The sequence below is a fragment of the Sphingomonas sp. SDUR79 genome, assembly GCF_056821745.1.
In genome coordinates this window covers 669,371-684,216 of the sequence record NZ_JBPDIN010000001.1, presented here as the reverse complement: position 1 = coordinate 684,216, position 14,846 = coordinate 669,371, and the positions used below count along the sequence as shown (strand labels likewise).

At 65.7% G+C, this 14,846-nt stretch carries 13 protein-coding genes; 10 read left to right on the top strand and 3 right to left on the bottom strand.

Features of this window, described 5'->3' with window-relative positions; genetic code table 11:
- Position 1: 1 nt before the first annotated feature.
- Together ACRYLO_RS03205 and ACRYLO_RS03200 are read right to left on the bottom strand one after the other, a co-directional pair.
- Complete coding sequence (locus ACRYLO_RS03205; protein ID WP_482658836.1) at positions 2 to 2,107, bottom strand: FlgK family flagellar hook-associated protein; 2,106 nt, start codon at positions 2,105 to 2,107, stop codon at positions 2 to 4.
- 25 nt (positions 2,108 to 2,132) lie between these two features.
- Entirely contained in the window at positions 2,133 to 3,437 is a 1,305-nt protein-coding gene (locus ACRYLO_RS03200; protein ID WP_482658835.1) for a flagellar hook protein FlgE, read from the bottom strand.
- 175 nt (positions 3,438 to 3,612) lie between these two features.
- Between ACRYLO_RS03200 and ACRYLO_RS03195 the strand changes: the two genes are divergently transcribed.
- The 10 genes from ACRYLO_RS03195 to ACRYLO_RS03150 all read left to right on the top strand — a co-directional run bounded on the left by ACRYLO_RS03195 (position 3,613) and on the right by ACRYLO_RS03150 (position 14,379).
- The gene (locus ACRYLO_RS03195) at positions 3,613 to 4,008 is read left to right on the top strand and encodes a flagellar biosynthesis repressor FlbT (protein ID WP_482658834.1); all 396 of its coding nucleotides are present in this window, start codon (positions 3,613 to 3,615) and stop codon (positions 4,006 to 4,008) included.
- A 10-nt stretch (positions 4,009 to 4,018) separates the two neighbouring features.
- The gene (gene fliI / locus ACRYLO_RS03190) at positions 4,019 to 5,356 is read left to right on the top strand and encodes a flagellar protein export ATPase FliI (RefSeq protein WP_482658833.1); all 1,338 of its coding nucleotides are present in this window, start codon (positions 4,019 to 4,021) and stop codon (positions 5,354 to 5,356) included.
- On the top strand, positions 5,340 to 5,774 hold the full coding sequence (locus tag ACRYLO_RS03185) for a hypothetical protein (RefSeq protein ID WP_482658832.1): 435 nt from the start codon (positions 5,340 to 5,342) through the stop codon (positions 5,772 to 5,774). The genes fliI and ACRYLO_RS03185 overlap by 17 nt, the downstream gene beginning before the upstream one ends.
- Positions 5,771 to 6,733: a peptidoglycan-binding protein gene (locus ACRYLO_RS03180; RefSeq protein ID WP_482658831.1), complete on the top strand. Its 963-nt coding sequence runs from the start codon at positions 5,771 to 5,773 to the stop codon at positions 6,731 to 6,733. Before ACRYLO_RS03185 ends, ACRYLO_RS03180 begins: the two co-directional genes overlap by 4 nt.
- Positions 6,734 to 6,816: 83 nt before the next feature.
- The gene (locus ACRYLO_RS03175; protein WP_482658830.1) at positions 6,817 to 8,163 is read left to right on the top strand and encodes a protoglobin domain-containing protein; all 1,347 of its coding nucleotides are present in this window, start codon (positions 6,817 to 6,819) and stop codon (positions 8,161 to 8,163) included.
- 135 nt (positions 8,164 to 8,298) lie between these two features.
- Positions 8,299 to 9,333 (top strand): sigma-70 family RNA polymerase sigma factor, encoded by a 1,035-nt coding sequence (locus ACRYLO_RS03170; RefSeq protein ID WP_482658829.1) that lies wholly within the window; start codon positions 8,299 to 8,301, stop codon positions 9,331 to 9,333.
- A 10-nt stretch (positions 9,334 to 9,343) separates the two neighbouring features.
- Entirely contained in the window at positions 9,344 to 9,841 is a 498-nt protein-coding gene (locus ACRYLO_RS03165) for a hypothetical protein (protein ID WP_482658828.1), read from the top strand.
- Between the two features lie 77 nt (positions 9,842 to 9,918).
- The gene (locus ACRYLO_RS03160) at positions 9,919 to 11,016 is read left to right on the top strand and encodes an XRE family transcriptional regulator (protein WP_482658827.1); all 1,098 of its coding nucleotides are present in this window, start codon (positions 9,919 to 9,921) and stop codon (positions 11,014 to 11,016) included.
- Positions 11,017 to 11,086: 70 nt separating this feature from the next.
- On the top strand, positions 11,087 to 13,765 hold the full coding sequence (locus ACRYLO_RS03155) for a PAS domain S-box protein (RefSeq protein ID WP_482658826.1): 2,679 nt from the start codon (positions 11,087 to 11,089) through the stop codon (positions 13,763 to 13,765).
- Positions 13,765 to 14,379: a response regulator transcription factor gene (locus tag ACRYLO_RS03150; RefSeq protein WP_482658825.1), complete on the top strand. Its 615-nt coding sequence runs from the start codon at positions 13,765 to 13,767 to the stop codon at positions 14,377 to 14,379. Before ACRYLO_RS03155 ends, ACRYLO_RS03150 begins: the two co-directional genes overlap by 1 nt.
- A 28-nt stretch (positions 14,380 to 14,407) precedes the next feature.
- Here ACRYLO_RS03150 and flaF read toward each other — a convergent pair whose 3' ends face one another.
- Positions 14,408 to 14,767 (bottom strand): flagellar biosynthesis regulator FlaF, encoded by a 360-nt coding sequence (gene flaF, locus ACRYLO_RS03145; protein ID WP_482658824.1) that lies wholly within the window; start codon positions 14,765 to 14,767, stop codon positions 14,408 to 14,410.
- Between the last annotated feature and the right edge of the window lie 79 nt (positions 14,768 to 14,846).

Here is a 14,846-nt window from a genome sequence, read left to right as displayed (position 1 = left end):
CTCAACCCACGGTCCCGAGCAGGACCTGGTACATTTCGTCGGCCACGCGCACGACGCGGGCGGAGGCAGAATAGCTGTTCTGCAAAACGATCATCATCGACAGCTCCTCGTCGATGTTGACGCCGGAATAGGAGTCGCGCCGGTTGATCGCGTCCTGGGTGCGCGCCGATGCGTCCTCATAGCGGGTCTGCGCATTTGCAGCGCTGGTGCCGGTTTCGCCCAGGATCAGCGAGGCGTAGCGCTCCAGCGAGACATTCCCTTCCTTGCCGAGGTCGTTCACCTCACTGAAGCTGTCAGTGTAGAATTGCGCGGCGCGCGTATCGGAAGCGAGCACGCCGCGTTCGCCGACCGCAGCGCTGGTGTTGAAGATGGCGAGCGGCAGCTTGCCCGGGCTGTTCCGCAGATCGGGCGCGACGCCGCCTGCAGCCAGCCCGCTGACGCTGCCGGTCAGGCCCGACAGCGCGGAAAAGGAAATGCCGGTGCCATAGCGCGCCGTGGCATCGGACGGGATCGAGATCGACGTGCCGGTAACGCCGGCCGCCTGATCGAAGCGGAAGCGACCGCTTGAGTCGATCGAGAAGGTGCCGAAACCGCCCAGCTCGCTGGCGTTGAGCTGGGTCACGAGGTCGCCCATCGTGCCGCCGGCCGCAGCGGTCATCGTCGTGCGCGCAATCACGCGCCCCGAGGAATCGCGCAACATGATGTCGCTGGTGCTTCCGGCGGCAAAGCCGTGCGGATCGCCCGAAGCAAAGCCCGGCGGCACCATCAATGCGCCTTCGGTCCGCACCACATCGTTCAGACCGAAATACTGGCTGAACCCGACACCGCCACGATTGGACGGGGCGGCGGGATCATCGCCCACGGCGACACCGCGACCGGTGCCGACCGCATCGATGGTCAAACGGCCATCGGTGAAGCTGGCCGTGCCCGCACCACCCAGGCCGGCATTAATCGCGGCCACCGCGTCGGCGACGGTGGCGCCCGCACCCATCGCATCGAAATCGACCCGGGTCCGCGCAACGATCGATCCGTCCGATCCCATTACTGCGAACACGGCCGCTCCGGTAAAGCCGAGCCGGTCGCTCGCCGCCAGCGCGGTGGTCGATCCGTTCAGCCGATTTGGCGGCGGGGCAGCGCTGGCGGCATTGGACGCGCCGTTGAGTGCGCGGGCAAGGCCGGTGAACAAGGTGCCGAGCTGATCGCGGAAACCCGGCAGCGTGCGGTCGCGCAGCTCGAGCAGCCCGCCGAGCTTGCCGCCCACCGCCGAGGATTCGATCCGGTCACCGGTCGCCGCGCCAAGCGCGCCGGAGTCGGTCGCAAAGCGGATATCGATGCCCGGATATTCGGCCAGCGCCGCGCCCGATCCCGACTTCGAGGTCGGATAGGACAGCAGGCGCATGCGGGTATCGAGCAGCGGCGCACCACCGGCGGTTTCGATCAGCAACCGGCCATTTGGCTGTTCCCGCACATTCACCGCGAGCAGACTGCTGAGTTCCTGAACGGCATTGTTGCGCTGATCGGCGGTACCCGCCGCGCTGCGCCCCAGCCCGTCGAGCCGCGACACGGCATCGTTGAGCGAGTGAATTTGCTTGAGCAGCGCGTTGATCCGCTCGACCGTCAGGCCGGTTTCAGCATCGACATCGCCGGTGAGCATCGAGATGTCGGTGTCGAGCCGCTGCAACGTGCCGATCGCGTCAGTGGTGCGCGCGATAAAGTCGGCCGCATTCTGTTCGGCGCCCAGCGCGCCGGTCATGGCGATCGCCGCGCTGTTGATCGCATTGAGCCGGGCCGGAATGCCCGATTCCCCGCCCGGCGCGCCGAGCAAGGTTTGCATGCGATCGAGATAGCTGGCCGTCACCTCCGAATTGCCAAGGTCGTTGGCGCGGCGATAGACGGCGGCTTCGAGGAACTTGTCCGCAATCCGCGTCGGCTCGCCGACCACGACGCCGGTGACCCGGCCGCCATGGATGGCAGCGGACTGATTGGCGCGCTCGCGGGCATAGCCGGGGGTGCCGACATTGGCGATGTTGGTCGACACCGTCTTGAGCCCGGCCTGCGCCGCGCTCATGCCGGATACGGCAGCCCCCAGAATCTCCCCGATCGACACGCCCGGTCCCCCGCCGCTTCAGCGATCAGCGCTTGAGGTTGCTGACTTCGGCCAACATGTCGTCGACCGTGGTGATGATCTTCGACGCCGCGCTATAGGCGCGCTGGAAGCGGATCATGTTGCTGAATTCCTGCGCCAGATCGACGGTGGAGGCTTCCAGCGTGCTCGAGCGGATCTTGCCCGCGCCAAGCGCGCCGGCAATGTCGATCGAGGCGTTGCCCGACCGGTCCGACAGCAGATAGGCGTTGCCCGAAATACGGGTCAGCCCGTCCGGGTTCGGGAAGGTCGCGACCGGCAGCTGGAACACCGGGCGGGTCACGCCATTGTCGAACACCGCGCTGAGCACGCCCGCTTCCGAAACCTGGATCGAGGCGATGTTGCCGAGCACGCCGCCATCGGTGGTTGCCGCGATCATCGCCGATTCCGAACCGAACTGGCTGAGGCCGCTGATCGTGCCGTTTTCGCCGAGGCCGAGGCGCAGCGGAACCGATCCCGCGCCGTTGGACCAAGTGATCGCAACCGGATCGAAAAAGCCCGACGTGTAGACGGCATCGTCCATGATCAGGCTGCCATCGGGGTTGAAGCGCAGTTCGCCACTGGCCAGCACCCCGCCGGCGGCGGTGACGTCGGTGGCTGGCTCAGCGTACAGCTCACCCTGCCACGTGTTCGCGCCAGTGCGGACATAGGCCATGGTGACGCGGTGCGAGGTGCCCTGCGCATCATAGATGTCGAACGAGCGGCTGAAGCCCGGCTCGACGGTGCCGTTGGCAATATCGCCGGCCGCATAGGCGCCGCTGTGCAACGGCGCGGTCGACTGAAGGTTTGCGCGAATGTCGATCTTGGTCGACGGCGCGGCGGCACCCGTCAGGTCGCTGACGCGGACCGGGGTCAGCGCCGCGACGTTGCCGGTATTGGTGAACTCGCCAAAACTGTCGAGGCGCCAGCCCTGCAGGTACATGCCCGACGCGTTGCGCAGGAAACCGAACTCATCGGGGCGGAACGAACCGGCACGGGTGAAGGCGACGTCGTTGCCGTTCAGCGTTTCGCGCACGACAAAGAAGCCGCCGCCCTCGATGCCGAGGTCGGTGGTGTTGCTCGACGCCTGAAGCAGGCCCTGTTTCGAAATCAGCGCCTGGGGCGCCGCCATCACGCCGCCTGCGGTATAGGCCGACCTGGCGCGACCGTCGCTGACCAGCGTGCGGAACTGGATGTCGTTCCCCTTATAGCCGATGGTGTTGATGTTGCTGATGTTGTCGGCAACGACCGCCATCGCAGTCGCTTCGGCGCCGAGACCGGCGACACCGGCATAAAGTGCGGAATAAAGGCTCAAGGACTGTCTCCGGTTCGTGCCCCTGTGGGCTGACATGGCCATGATAGGAGAGCGGCGACCCCATCGGTCTGAAGGGGCGCGCAAAATTTGCTGGGCGGCAATTTTTTCCGGGTGCGGAACCGCGCCCCTCCCCGCCGCTCTATGATGCAGCAATGCACAAGATGAGGACCTGACGATGCTGCGAATTTCCCTGCGCGACGGCGAGGCGCTGGTGGTCAACGGAGCGATGCTGCGCGCCAAGGGCCGCACCGAACTGGTGATCGAGAACAAGGTCGCGCTGCTGCGCGGGCGCGAAATCATGGCGCCCGAAGAGGCCACCACGACCGCGCGCCGCCTCTATTATGCGACGATGATGGCGTATCTCGGCGACGCGCCCGAAGCGCACAAGAATCAGGTGATCGATGAGCTGACGCTGCTGATCCCGGCAATGGGAAGCGACGAAGGCCGCGCCGCGTGCGTGCGCTTTGCGCGTCAGGTTGCCGAGGGCAGTTTTTACCGGGGTCTCACTACGTGCCGCGCGTTGATCGCGTTCGAGGACGCGGCCACCACCCCGGCGAACGAAGCGGCCTGAGACGCGTCGCGTGCACAGCCTGTCTTCCGCCGCCCAGACGATCGCCGCGCTGCCGCTAGAACAGCGCTATGGTCGCGTGACCGCGGTGCGCGGTGCGCTGATCGAGGTCGAAGGCCTGGCCGGCGCGGCGCAGATCGGGGCGCGGATCGACATCGATACGCCCGAAGGAATGATCCCGTCGGAAGTGACGGGGATCGAGGCGGGTCTTGCGCAATGCATGCCGTTCCGCGAGCCACAGGGGCTGCGCTCGGGCACCATGGCCTGGCTGCACCCCGGCGCGCTGTCGCTGCGCCCGTGCGACGCATGGCTTGGCCGGATGGTCGACGGCCTTGGCCGCCCGGTCGATGGCAAGGGGGAGCTGCCGCTGGGTGCCACCCGCCAGCCGATCAAGGCATCCCCGCCCCCGGCCGCCTCGCGCGCCCGGGTCGGTGAGCGGATCGAAACCGGCGTGCGCGCACTCGACCTTTTCGTGCCCTTGTGCACCGGCCAGCGGCTTGGCCTGTTTGCCGGATCGGGCGTCGGCAAGTCGGTGCTGTTGTCGATGCTGGCACGCTGGACCGAATGCGATGTCGCGATCATCGGGCTGATCGGCGAACGCGGACGCGAAGTGCAGGAATTTGTCGAGGATGATCTCGGCCCCGAAGGTCTTGCGCGTAGCATCGTCGTCGTGGCGACGTCGGACGAACCCGCGCTGATGCGGCGTCAAGCGGCGTGGACCACCCTCGCCCTCGCCGAACATTTCCGCGACCGCGGCCTGCGCGTGCTGTGCCTGATGGACTCGGTCACGCGCTTTGCGATGGCGCAGCGCGAAATCGGCCTCGCCAATGGCGAACCGCCGGCGACGCGCGGTTATACGCCAACCGTCTTTGCCGAGCTGCCTCGGCTGCTCGAACGCGCCGGGCCGGGGCTTCCGGGACAAGGGTCGATCACCGGGCTGTTCACCGTGCTGGTCGATGGCGACGATCATAACGAGCCGGTCGCGGACGCGGTGCGCGGGATTCTGGACGGCCATGTCGTCATCACCCGCCGCATCGCCGAGCGCGGGCGCTATCCGGCGATCGACCTGCTCAAATCGGTATCCCGCACCCTGCCCCGCTGTTTGAACGAGGAGCAGAATGCCACGCGGCTGGCCGCACGGCGCGTGCTCGGCACCTATGCCGATATGGAAGAAATCGTCCGGCTCGGCGCGTACAAGGCCGGGTCGAACGCCGAGGTCGATCGTGCCGTAGCGATCGCGCCGCAGATCGAAGCGATGCTGACCCAAAACAAGGGCGATCGCGGTCACGCCGATCAGGCCTTTGCCGACCTCAACGCATTGGTGGAGGCAGCGCATGCGCACGCCCTATGACGCCGCGCTGCGCGCGCTCGACCGCGACATGGATGCACTCAAGGGGCTGATCGCGGACGCGACCGCCCGGCTTGAGGAGATGCAGTCGCTGCACGAGGCGCTGGGCATCCAAATGCTGCGCGAACGCCAACTGAGCGCGATGGATTGGCAGCTTTATGCCGAAGCCTATCTCAACCGGGCGCGCGCCGAGCGCCGGCGCCTGGAGCAATTGCGCCACGATGCCCAGATCGAACTGACGATGCTGCGCCGCCAGGCGGCCCAGCAATATGCGTCGATGAAGGCGATCGGCAACGCCGCCGATGCGTATCGGGCCGAGGCCGAACGCGTCGCGCAGACGGCGGAGCAGGCGATGCTCGACGATCTCACCGCAGCGCGCTTCGTGCGCCGCGCCCGCGACCTGCGCAGGAGCAGCAGATGACGACGATCCACACCCGCCCGCTCGGCGCGCCCGAGACCGCCGCGACCGCCGCAGCGATCCACCGCAATGCGTTGGGCGCGGCGCAGAAGCGGCTGTGGCAGGCCGCGATCGGCACGATGGCCCCGGACGCACAGGCCAAGCTGCCGCAAAGCCCAGAGATGGAGAAGCTGGACCTGGACGCCTTGCTCGAACTGTCGGGTCAGGCAACGCAGCCGCGCCCGATGGCCGCCATGCTGCACAGCCCGGAGTTCCGCGACACCGATCTGCGCAGCCTGGAGACGCGCCAGCCGGAAGCGATCGGCGCGGCAACGCTCGATCGGATGCGGCTTGGCACCAATGCACGGCACGCCCCCGCGCTCGAGCGCGCGGCGGAGCGCACCGGCATCCCCGCCACCGCGCTGGCCGCAATCGTCAATGCCGAGGCAGCGAAGGATTCGAGCGGCCAGTGGAACGTCTATTCGCGCAATAGCCGCTCGTCGGCGGCAGGCCTCGGCCAGTTCCTCAGCGGCACCTGGCAGGGCATGGCCGAAACGCGCGGCACCTGGCTCAACCAGACGGCACAGGCCAAGGGCTGGCTCGACCGGTCGGGTCAGGTCCGTCCGGCAGCGCGCGCGGCGCTGCTTCAGCTGCGCTATGACGCGACCGCGTCGATCGAGACGACCGCCGACTATGCGCAGGCCAATCTGAAGCTGCTCAAGCGATCGGGGATCGCGACCGGCGAGGATCCCTCGGCGGTCGCGCGCACCGCGTATCTCGCCCATCACCTTGGGCCGGGCGATGCCGCGCGATATCTCAAGACCGGCCTGACCGACGCGCGCGCCAGTCTGTTGCTCCGCGCGCAGATCGGCGGCGGTCGCGCCGCCCAGGCAATCGCCCGCAGCGGCGATGCCAGCGCCGCGCATCGCGCCTGGCTGGACAATTATGTCGGCAGCCGCGTGCGCCCGGAGCGCTTTGCTTAACTAGGTAAAAACCCAATACCGACCGCCAATCCACTATTTGTCCTATAAAAACAGGGAACTTAGTTGAACTGGAAGCCTCTGCCATGACCGTTAGCGCCGAACTCGTCGAACGCCTCGCCTTTGCCGGATTTACCGATAGCCAGCGCGCAGCATTGACCAAGTTCGGCCCGACGCTGGAGCGCGCGCTTCCCGGGATCCTCGACAAATTCTACGCCAATCTGCGCAGCTGGCCCCAGCTGGCGGCGATGTTCAAGGACAGCGAAGCCATGCCGCGCGCCGCAAACGCGCAGGCGGCGCACTGGAAGATGCTGTTCAGCGGTCGCTTCGATGACGCCTATGTCGCATCGGTCAGGAAAATCGGCCTGATGCACAGCAAGATCGGGCTGGACCCGCAATGGTATATCGGCGGCTACACCTTCATCCTGCGCCACCTGTTCGAGCTGGCCGCACAGAGCAGCGGGCGCGCGCTCAGTCCGGCAGGCGCGCGCCGCACGGCGGACCTGTGCACCGCGATCAACATGGCGGTGATGATCGACATGGACCTCGCCATCTCCGGCTATATCGTTGAGAACAAGGTTACCTATGACGACAAGCTGGGCAAGCTTGCCGAGGACTTTCAGGCACAGGTCGCCGGTCTCGTCGAACAGCTGAGCGTCGCATCGAACCAGCTGGAAGCCAGCGCCCAGTCGATGACCAGCACTACCGGTCAGGCCAATCATCGCGCGCTTGCCGTCGCCGCTGCCGCTGAACAGGCCAGTGCGGGCGTGCAAACCGTGGCGTCGGCCGCAGAGGAGCTGTCGGCATCGATCCAGATGATCGCAGCGCAGGTCACCGAATCCAGCCGCACCACCCAGCGCGCCGTGACCGACGCCCAGCAGACCGACCAGACCGTTCGCGCGCTGGACGAGGCCGCGGAGCGGATCGGTACCGTGGTCGGCCTGATCGGCCAGATTGCAGGCAAGACCAACATGCTGGCGCTCAACGCGTCGATCGAGGCGGCACGCGCGGGCGAGGCCGGAAAGGCATTCGAGGTGGTCGCCGCCGAGGTCAAGGCGCTCGCCAGCCAAACCGAGCGCATGACCGAAGAGGTCGAGGCCCAGGTTCGCGAGATTCAGCAAGCGACCAGGCAGGCGGTCACGGGCCTGAGCAGCATCACCGAGACGATCGGCCAGGTCGCCGAGATCAGCACCAGCATCGCCAGCGCGGTCAACCAACAGAATAGCGCGACCGCCGACATCAGCCGCAACATCCAGCAGACCGCCCAGGCGGCGCATGAAGTGTCGGCAAACATCGTCGGTGTCAGCCAGGCGTCGGAGGCCACGGGAACCGCAGCGAATGAGGTGTTTACCTCGGCCAGCGCGCTGTCCGGACAGGCCAGCACCCTGTCCGATCAGGTCCATCGCTTCGTCAGCCAGGTGCGCGCGGCGTGAGACACACCTACCGTAGAACCACCATATTGTGGAATTACGTATAGGAGTAGTTTAATCCTATTTACTGCAATCGGCGATCATTCCCCTGCAGCCGAAGCAGACATCGCGACGGCAAAGACGATCGAGGGGACGATCATGTCGAACACCACCGCCGCGCTCGAAGTTGCCGTTGCAACCGTCATCGAGAACATGGCCAAGGACGGCCAGCCGCAGACCAATCGCCAGCGCGTTTATGGCGAGCGTGCCTTCGCCCAAGTGCTGAAGCTGCTCGCGCCGCGCATCCGTCACTTCATCCGCCAATATGGCCTCGCCGCTCATTGGGACGATGCCGAGCAGTGCTGCGCGATCGGCGTCCACCGCGCGATCCAGGCCTATGACTCCGAGCGCGCCCAGTTCACGACCTTCGTCAACTGGCAGCTGCGCGGCGAGCTGCAGAGCCTGCGTTTCCGCGTCATGACCGATCAGCGCCCGTCGGCGAAGAAGGTCGAGGCAACCACCGTCTCGCTCCATGCGATGAGCATGGGCGCGGAAGGCGAAGCCAACACGCTGGAGAGCATGATCGAGGACGAATACGCCCTTGAGCGTACCGAAGCGGCGGCTGGCGAGCATCTCGCGGTCAAGACCCGCGAAGCGCTGCTCGACGCCTATGTCGATCATCTGCGCGGCGTCGCGATGGAACAGCTCAAGCGCCGCGCACGCAGCACCCGCTCGGTACAGGTGCAGGACCCGCGCCTCCCCCGCTATCGTGCCGGTGCCGCGATCATCGATCCGGCCGAGATCGCCGAACTGGAGGAAAAGCTGGAGATACAGCGCCGCACGGTCGCGCGCCGCCTGTCGGACGACGCCGCCGATATCGAGCTGGAAGCCGATCCCCAAGAGCGCGAGCGCCAGCGCCAGGTCGCCAAGCGCGCGGCAAAGGCGATTGCCGACATCGCGGCACATGACCCCCGCTTTGGCGGCATGTTCGAACGCCCCAAGACCACGCCGCGTCGCCGCGCGAGCGACAAGGTCGACACGCCGTCGATCGGCGTGCTGCCCGATCACAATGCACCGCATAACCGGCTGAGCCGCGTGATCGCGGTGGTGCCGACGGAGATGGAAGAGACCCCGGCCGTCGAGCAGGACGAGCGCGAAGCCGCGCTGGTTCGCGGCGCCACCCGTTCGCGCTGAGCATCATCCCGTGATCCGCGAGAGCATCATGACCGCTCAGAGCAGCGCCGACGGCCTTATGCCGTTCATCGATCCGGGCCTGGACGAACTGTCCCGGGAATTCTGTCACAGCGCCCGCTATTGGTTCGACCAGTCGGGACATCTGATCGCCGTTTGGGGCGTGGGTACAAATGGGCATTTCGGTGTCAGCTGGGACCGCTGGCTCAAGCGCCAGGAGATCGCGCCGCTGCGCTCTGCCCGCAGCTGTGAGCGCCTTGCCGCACAATTGCTCGAGCGGGTTCGCCAGCGCTGGCCGCTCGGCATGGCACCGCACAGCATCGGACTGATCACCGATGGCAGCGGTGTTGCCGTTGCGCCCGAAGACCCCTGGCCGCTCGCGCCGGGCTGGCTCGACCGCCGCATCGCGCGTCCCGGAAGCCTCGTCGCCCTGCGCCGCTTTGATCCGGCCGGCAATTGGGCGCTGATCTCCCAGCCGCCACGGTCGATCGCCGCGCGTCGGGCGGGCTGACCGCTGCCCCGCTACAAGCTTGGAACCATTGAGGATGCCTGCTATCCTATACCAAAGTGGGTATAGGAGTTCGGGGCATGGATGCGCCCGTCATGTTAAGGACTGCGGTTGCTCCCGGGGCGGTGCCGGTCGATCCGTATCGGGCGTTCATCTTTCCCAATCATATCCGCGAATTACGTCGGCGCGCAGGATATCAAAAGCTGATCGGGCTGGCGCACCGTCTGCCCGGACTGACCTATATCCGCTTGTCCAAGATCGAGCGCGGCGAGGTCACGGCGCGGGCGCATGAACTGATCCAGGTCGCAACCGTGCTCGGCGTCGGGCCAGATGCATTGCTGGTCGATGTCGACGCGCCGGATTTCTCGATCGAGGACTGGGCGGCGCCCTTTGTCAGCGCGCCGATACTGGACCTGGAGCGCGAGCAGTTCGCAGTGCTGCTCGCTGCGGCCGTGCGGCAGCTGCGCTCGACCGATCGCGCGCTGACGATCCAGGCGATCGGCGAGCGGCACGGGATCGCGCCGGTCAACCTGTCGCGGATCGAAAATGCGCAGCGCAGCTTTGAGGAATGGAATGCCCCTACCCGGCTGGCGATCGCCGCATTGTTCGGTACGGCGAGCGAGGCGACGTTGCGCGCCCGTATCGACCAGCTCCACCGCTCAGGCGATCTCGACCCGTGGATGGCATCGGTCAGTGATCCGCAAGCGCGCCTGCGCCGAACACGCGAACGGATCGCGGCATTGCGCGCCGAGCTGCGCGGCGAGGCGGCAGGGACGGCGGCGAGTCCCGCGACCATCGCGACGGTCGGCGACCCCTCTGCGACGATTCCCGTCCGCGGCATCGCCGGGCCGGATGGGCTGATCCTCGACCAGGAAACGGGCGAGCGCATCCCGCCCCCGCCCGGATGCGGTGTCCATGTGATCGCGCTGCGCCTGTGTCGTGCCACGCTCGGCGCCGGACTGCCCGGTCAGGCGATCCTGTTCATCGACCCCGACCGCTATCCGGTTGCGGGCGGCCTGGCCGCAGTGCGCGAACCGCGCGGGTTTCGCATCCTGGCGGTCGCGGCGGGCATGGATGGCACGCTGGTGGGACACAGCCAGTCGCCGCAGCGCGCGTTGCAGCTCAACGAGCTGACCCAGGACGAGGTCCATGCGGTCGTCGCTGCGCGGTTTGTCTAACTGGTTGTAACGTCATCCATTATGGGTAAACTCGGGGCAAGAAACCGGTTGAGGCTGTAATGGGGGGAGCGTGGCGCCGAGCCGTATCTGGTTTCCAATCGGGTCGATTCGCGGACGAGTAGCCGCAAGCTGTTTCGCGCTGGCCGCGCTGGTTTGCCTGGCCGGTCTTTTCGACTCGATCCTCAGCTACCCGCTTCTGCACAGCACCTTTTCGGGTTTCCGGGCTGCCTGGCCTCCCACCCTCGCGACCAATTTGGTGCTTGCGGTAACGCTGATCGCGGTCAGCGTATCGGGTGCCGTATCTCGCAGGAATGTGGCATTTGTCGGGATCGGCGTTGCCGTCGTCGCGCTGGTGCTGCTCGCGATCTCGATATTCACCGACGGTGGCGGCAGTCCGATCTCGTGCCTCATCATCCTGCTGCTTGGCAGCACGACGGTGATCCTGTTTCGCACCGATCACGATGCGGCACCGATCGCAGCGCTGATCGCGGCACTCGTCATCAGCTTTGCGTTGCTGATGCTGGCCGGCCAGATTCTCGCCACCGAGTTGCGCGGTGGCACGGTACAGCCCTGGCATATCGCGATCCTGACCAATGTTGCCGAACTGCTGCTCGGCCTTGGCCTGCTGCTCACCGCGATTGACCAGACGCTCGCGGAATATCGGGCCAGCGGCGAGGAACGCTGGCCACTGCCATTACGCGCGGTCCCGGCGCTGATGGTCGCTCCGGCACTCGTGCTGGCCGCCGACCTGATCCTGTTCGGCGATCCGGAATTTCCCGAGATGACCGAAATCTGGGGCATGCTGGCGAACACGCTGATCGTGGGTTCGGTGCTGTTATGGGCCATTGCGCGACTGACGCGCCAGCGCTCGACCCTGCGCATTTATGCCGCGACGCTCGACGTCCAGCCGACCGTGATGACCGACCGGACGGGCCGGATCATTCACTGGTCGCGGGGTTGCCAGCATTTGTTCGGGTTCACCGCAGAAGAAGCGTTGGGAAAGGTCAAGGCCGAGCTGCTGCAGACCCGCCCGGTCGAGGGGGTCGCCGAGGACGAGCTGGCGGTAGACGCCCGCGGCGCATGGCGCCAGCACCGATGGGTCGAAACCGCACGCGATGGCGGCGAAGTCCAGGTGCTGGAGCATGCGCAGCAGGTCGAGGACGGCAAGCATGGCCATGTCACCGTTCTCTCCATCACCGACCTTGGTCCGCTGCTGCGTGCACAGAACGCGATTGCGGAGAGCGATCAGCGTCTGTTGCTGGCGGCCGAAGCGCACAAGATCGGCATCTTCGAGTGGGATGTGGCTTCGGGCGGTCTGACCTGGTTCGCCAATACCGAGCCCTTGCTGGGCGTACCGGTGGGAACGCTCAATGACTTTGCGTCATGGCAGGAGTTCGTGTTTCCCGAAGATCGCCAGCTGCTTGCCAAGCGGCTGGAGGCGGCAGTGTGGAGCAAGGCCGATCAGATCAGCCTGTCCTATCGCCTGCGCTTGCCCGACGGATCGATCCGCGCAATCGAGGGATCGGCACGCTGCTTCTACGATGAATCCGGAGCGCTGATCCGGGCAGTCGGCGTCAATATCGACGTGACGGACCGGGTTCAGCAGACTGCGCAGCTCGCCGCGCGTGAAGCACAGATGCGCTCGATCCTCGAAACCGTGCCCAGCGCGATGGTCGTGATCGACATCCACGGGCGAATCCTGAGTTTCAGCCCGGCCGCCGAGCGGATGTTCGGCCACAGCGCGAACGATGTGATCGGCTCCAACGTGTCGCTGCTGATGAACGACGAGTTCGGACTGCGGCATGACGGCTTCCTTGCCCATTATCTGCGCACGGGTCAGCGGCGGATTATCGGACGGCCGCGCATCCTGACCGCGCGGCATGCCGACGGCAGCGAATTTCCGATCGAGCTGCACGTGGGCGAGGCGGTGTATCAGGACAATCGCGTCTTTACCGGCTTTATCACCGATTTGTCAGAGCGGCTGCGTAACGAAGAGCAGCTGGCGCAATTGTCCAGCGAACTGACCCAGATCGGCAGGATCAACGCCATGGGCGAACTCGCCGCTGCACTGGCCCATGAGATCAACCAGCCGCTTTCGGCGATCGCCAACCATATCGCCACGGCCGAGGTCATCTTGGAGAATGAACAGATTTCCGATCCGTTGCACGAACGGCTGTTCGACCAGTTGCGCGCGACGCGGGGACAGGCGCTGCGTGCGGGCGAGATCATCCGGCGCCTGCGCGATTTCGTCGCGCGGCGCGACATCGATCTGCGCGTCGAGCCGGTCGAAACCGCGATCCGCGAGGCTAGTGCTTTGGTACTTGTCGGAGCGCAGCGATTGGACGTATCCATAGAATATGATCTTGCACCAGAGGCGCCCTTCATGTTCGCCGACAAGATCCAGATCCAACAGGTTCTGGTCAATCTGATGCGCAACGCGCTGGAAGCCTTGCGCGCTACTGCCGCAGACCAGCGCATCATTCGCGTGACAACCCGCAAGCTGGACGGCGACCGGATCGAATTTTCGGTGTCCGACAATGGACCGGGGCTGGCCAAACCGATCCTTGACCGCATGTTCCTGCCGTTCAATTCGACCAAGGGCGAAGGCAGTATGGGAATCGGCCTGCTGATTTGCCGCCGGATCGTCGAGGCGCATGGCGGCATAATATCGGCCCAAAACAACGAAAATGGTGGTGCCAGGTTCCGCTTTACCGTTCCAGGTGCCGAGCGGACATTAGGGGAGGACTGATGCAGAGTGTTTATATCGTCGACGACGACCAGGCGGTACGTCAGTCGCTCCACGGGCTGTTGTCCGAGCGCCCCAATCTGGTGATCCGCGTCTTCGCGTCGGGAGACGCGTTTCTCGACAATATCGAGGCGAGCGACGGTGGCGTGCTGTTGCTCGATTTCCAGATGCCGGGCCGCAACGGGATTGAGGTGATGCGCGCGCTGCAGGAACGCGGCGCCAAGTTCCTGACGATCATGCTGACCGGTCAGGGCGACATCTCACTGGCGGTGCAGGCGATGAAGGCGGGGGCGACCGATTTTCTCGAAAAACCCTATGACCCCCACCATCTGCTCAACCTGCTCGACGAGGCATTCGCGCGGTTCAGCGAGACAAGCGGTATCGCGCAGCGGCGCGAACAGGCGCGTGAGCGGATTGCACGACTGTCCCCGCGCGAGCATGAGGTGCTGATGGGATTGATCGAGGGGCGGCCGAACAAGGTCATCGCCCATCAACTCGACCTGTCGCCCCGCACGGTGGAAATCTACCGCGCGAACATGATGGAAAAGCTGGATGTCAGCAGCCTTTCCGAAGCGCTGCGGCTCGCTTATGCTGCAGAGGTCGCGGTGCCGGTATAGGGGGCGGCACCGGTGTAACTGATTGCGTTCACGCCGCCATGCGGCCTTCGCCCAGCCCCTCAAGCAAAGAGCGGTTGACCTCGATCAGCGGATCGATCGCTTCGCGACCCTTCATCACCTCGCTGGCGTGACGGTTGACCCACAGGGCAATCGAGATGATCGATGCGCGCAACGTGTCGGGCAGTTCATTGCCCGGCGCGCCACAGGCGCTGGCGAACGCATCCCACATTTCGCGATTCCAGTGCAGCGCCTCCATCAGGCGACCACCGCTATGGCCCAGGTCGCGCGCTTCCATCAGTGCCGCCGTCACCTCGCGGATCAGTCGCTGCTCGGTAGCGCGGGGCGTTTCGACGAGCGTGCGGGCACGTTGATAAGCGTTAAGCGACATGCGGGTTCCTCGTTCGCGTTTACACTTATCTAGAATGGTCCTTGCCGGTCCGGTCGCGTGCGCATCGACTGGGCAAACA

What these genes read in the sequence shown, in the direction of transcription:
- ACRYLO_RS03170 (WP_482658829.1), top strand. Translation starts at nt 8,299, where the DNA reads ATGTCGAACACCACCGCCGCGCTCGAAGTTGCCGTTGCAACCGTCATC.
- ACRYLO_RS03185 (WP_482658832.1), top strand. Translation starts at nt 5,340, where the DNA reads ATGCGCACGCCCTATGACGCCGCGCTGCGCGCGCTCGACCGCGACATG.
- ACRYLO_RS03160 (WP_482658827.1), top strand. Translation starts at nt 9,919, where the DNA reads ATGGATGCGCCCGTCATGTTAAGGACTGCGGTTGCTCCCGGGGCGGTG.
- ACRYLO_RS03180 (WP_482658831.1), top strand. Translation starts at nt 5,771, where the DNA reads ATGACGACGATCCACACCCGCCCGCTCGGCGCGCCCGAGACCGCCGCG.
- ACRYLO_RS03195 (WP_482658834.1), top strand. Translation starts at nt 3,613, where the DNA reads ATGCTGCGAATTTCCCTGCGCGACGGCGAGGCGCTGGTGGTCAACGGA.
- flaF (WP_482658824.1), bottom strand. Translation starts at nt 14,767, where the DNA reads ATGTCGCTTAACGCTTATCAACGTGCCCGCACGCTCGTCGAAACGCCC.
- ACRYLO_RS03175 (WP_482658830.1), top strand. Translation starts at nt 6,817, where the DNA reads ATGACCGTTAGCGCCGAACTCGTCGAACGCCTCGCCTTTGCCGGATTT.
- ACRYLO_RS03150 (WP_482658825.1), top strand. Translation starts at nt 13,765, where the DNA reads ATGCAGAGTGTTTATATCGTCGACGACGACCAGGCGGTACGTCAGTCG.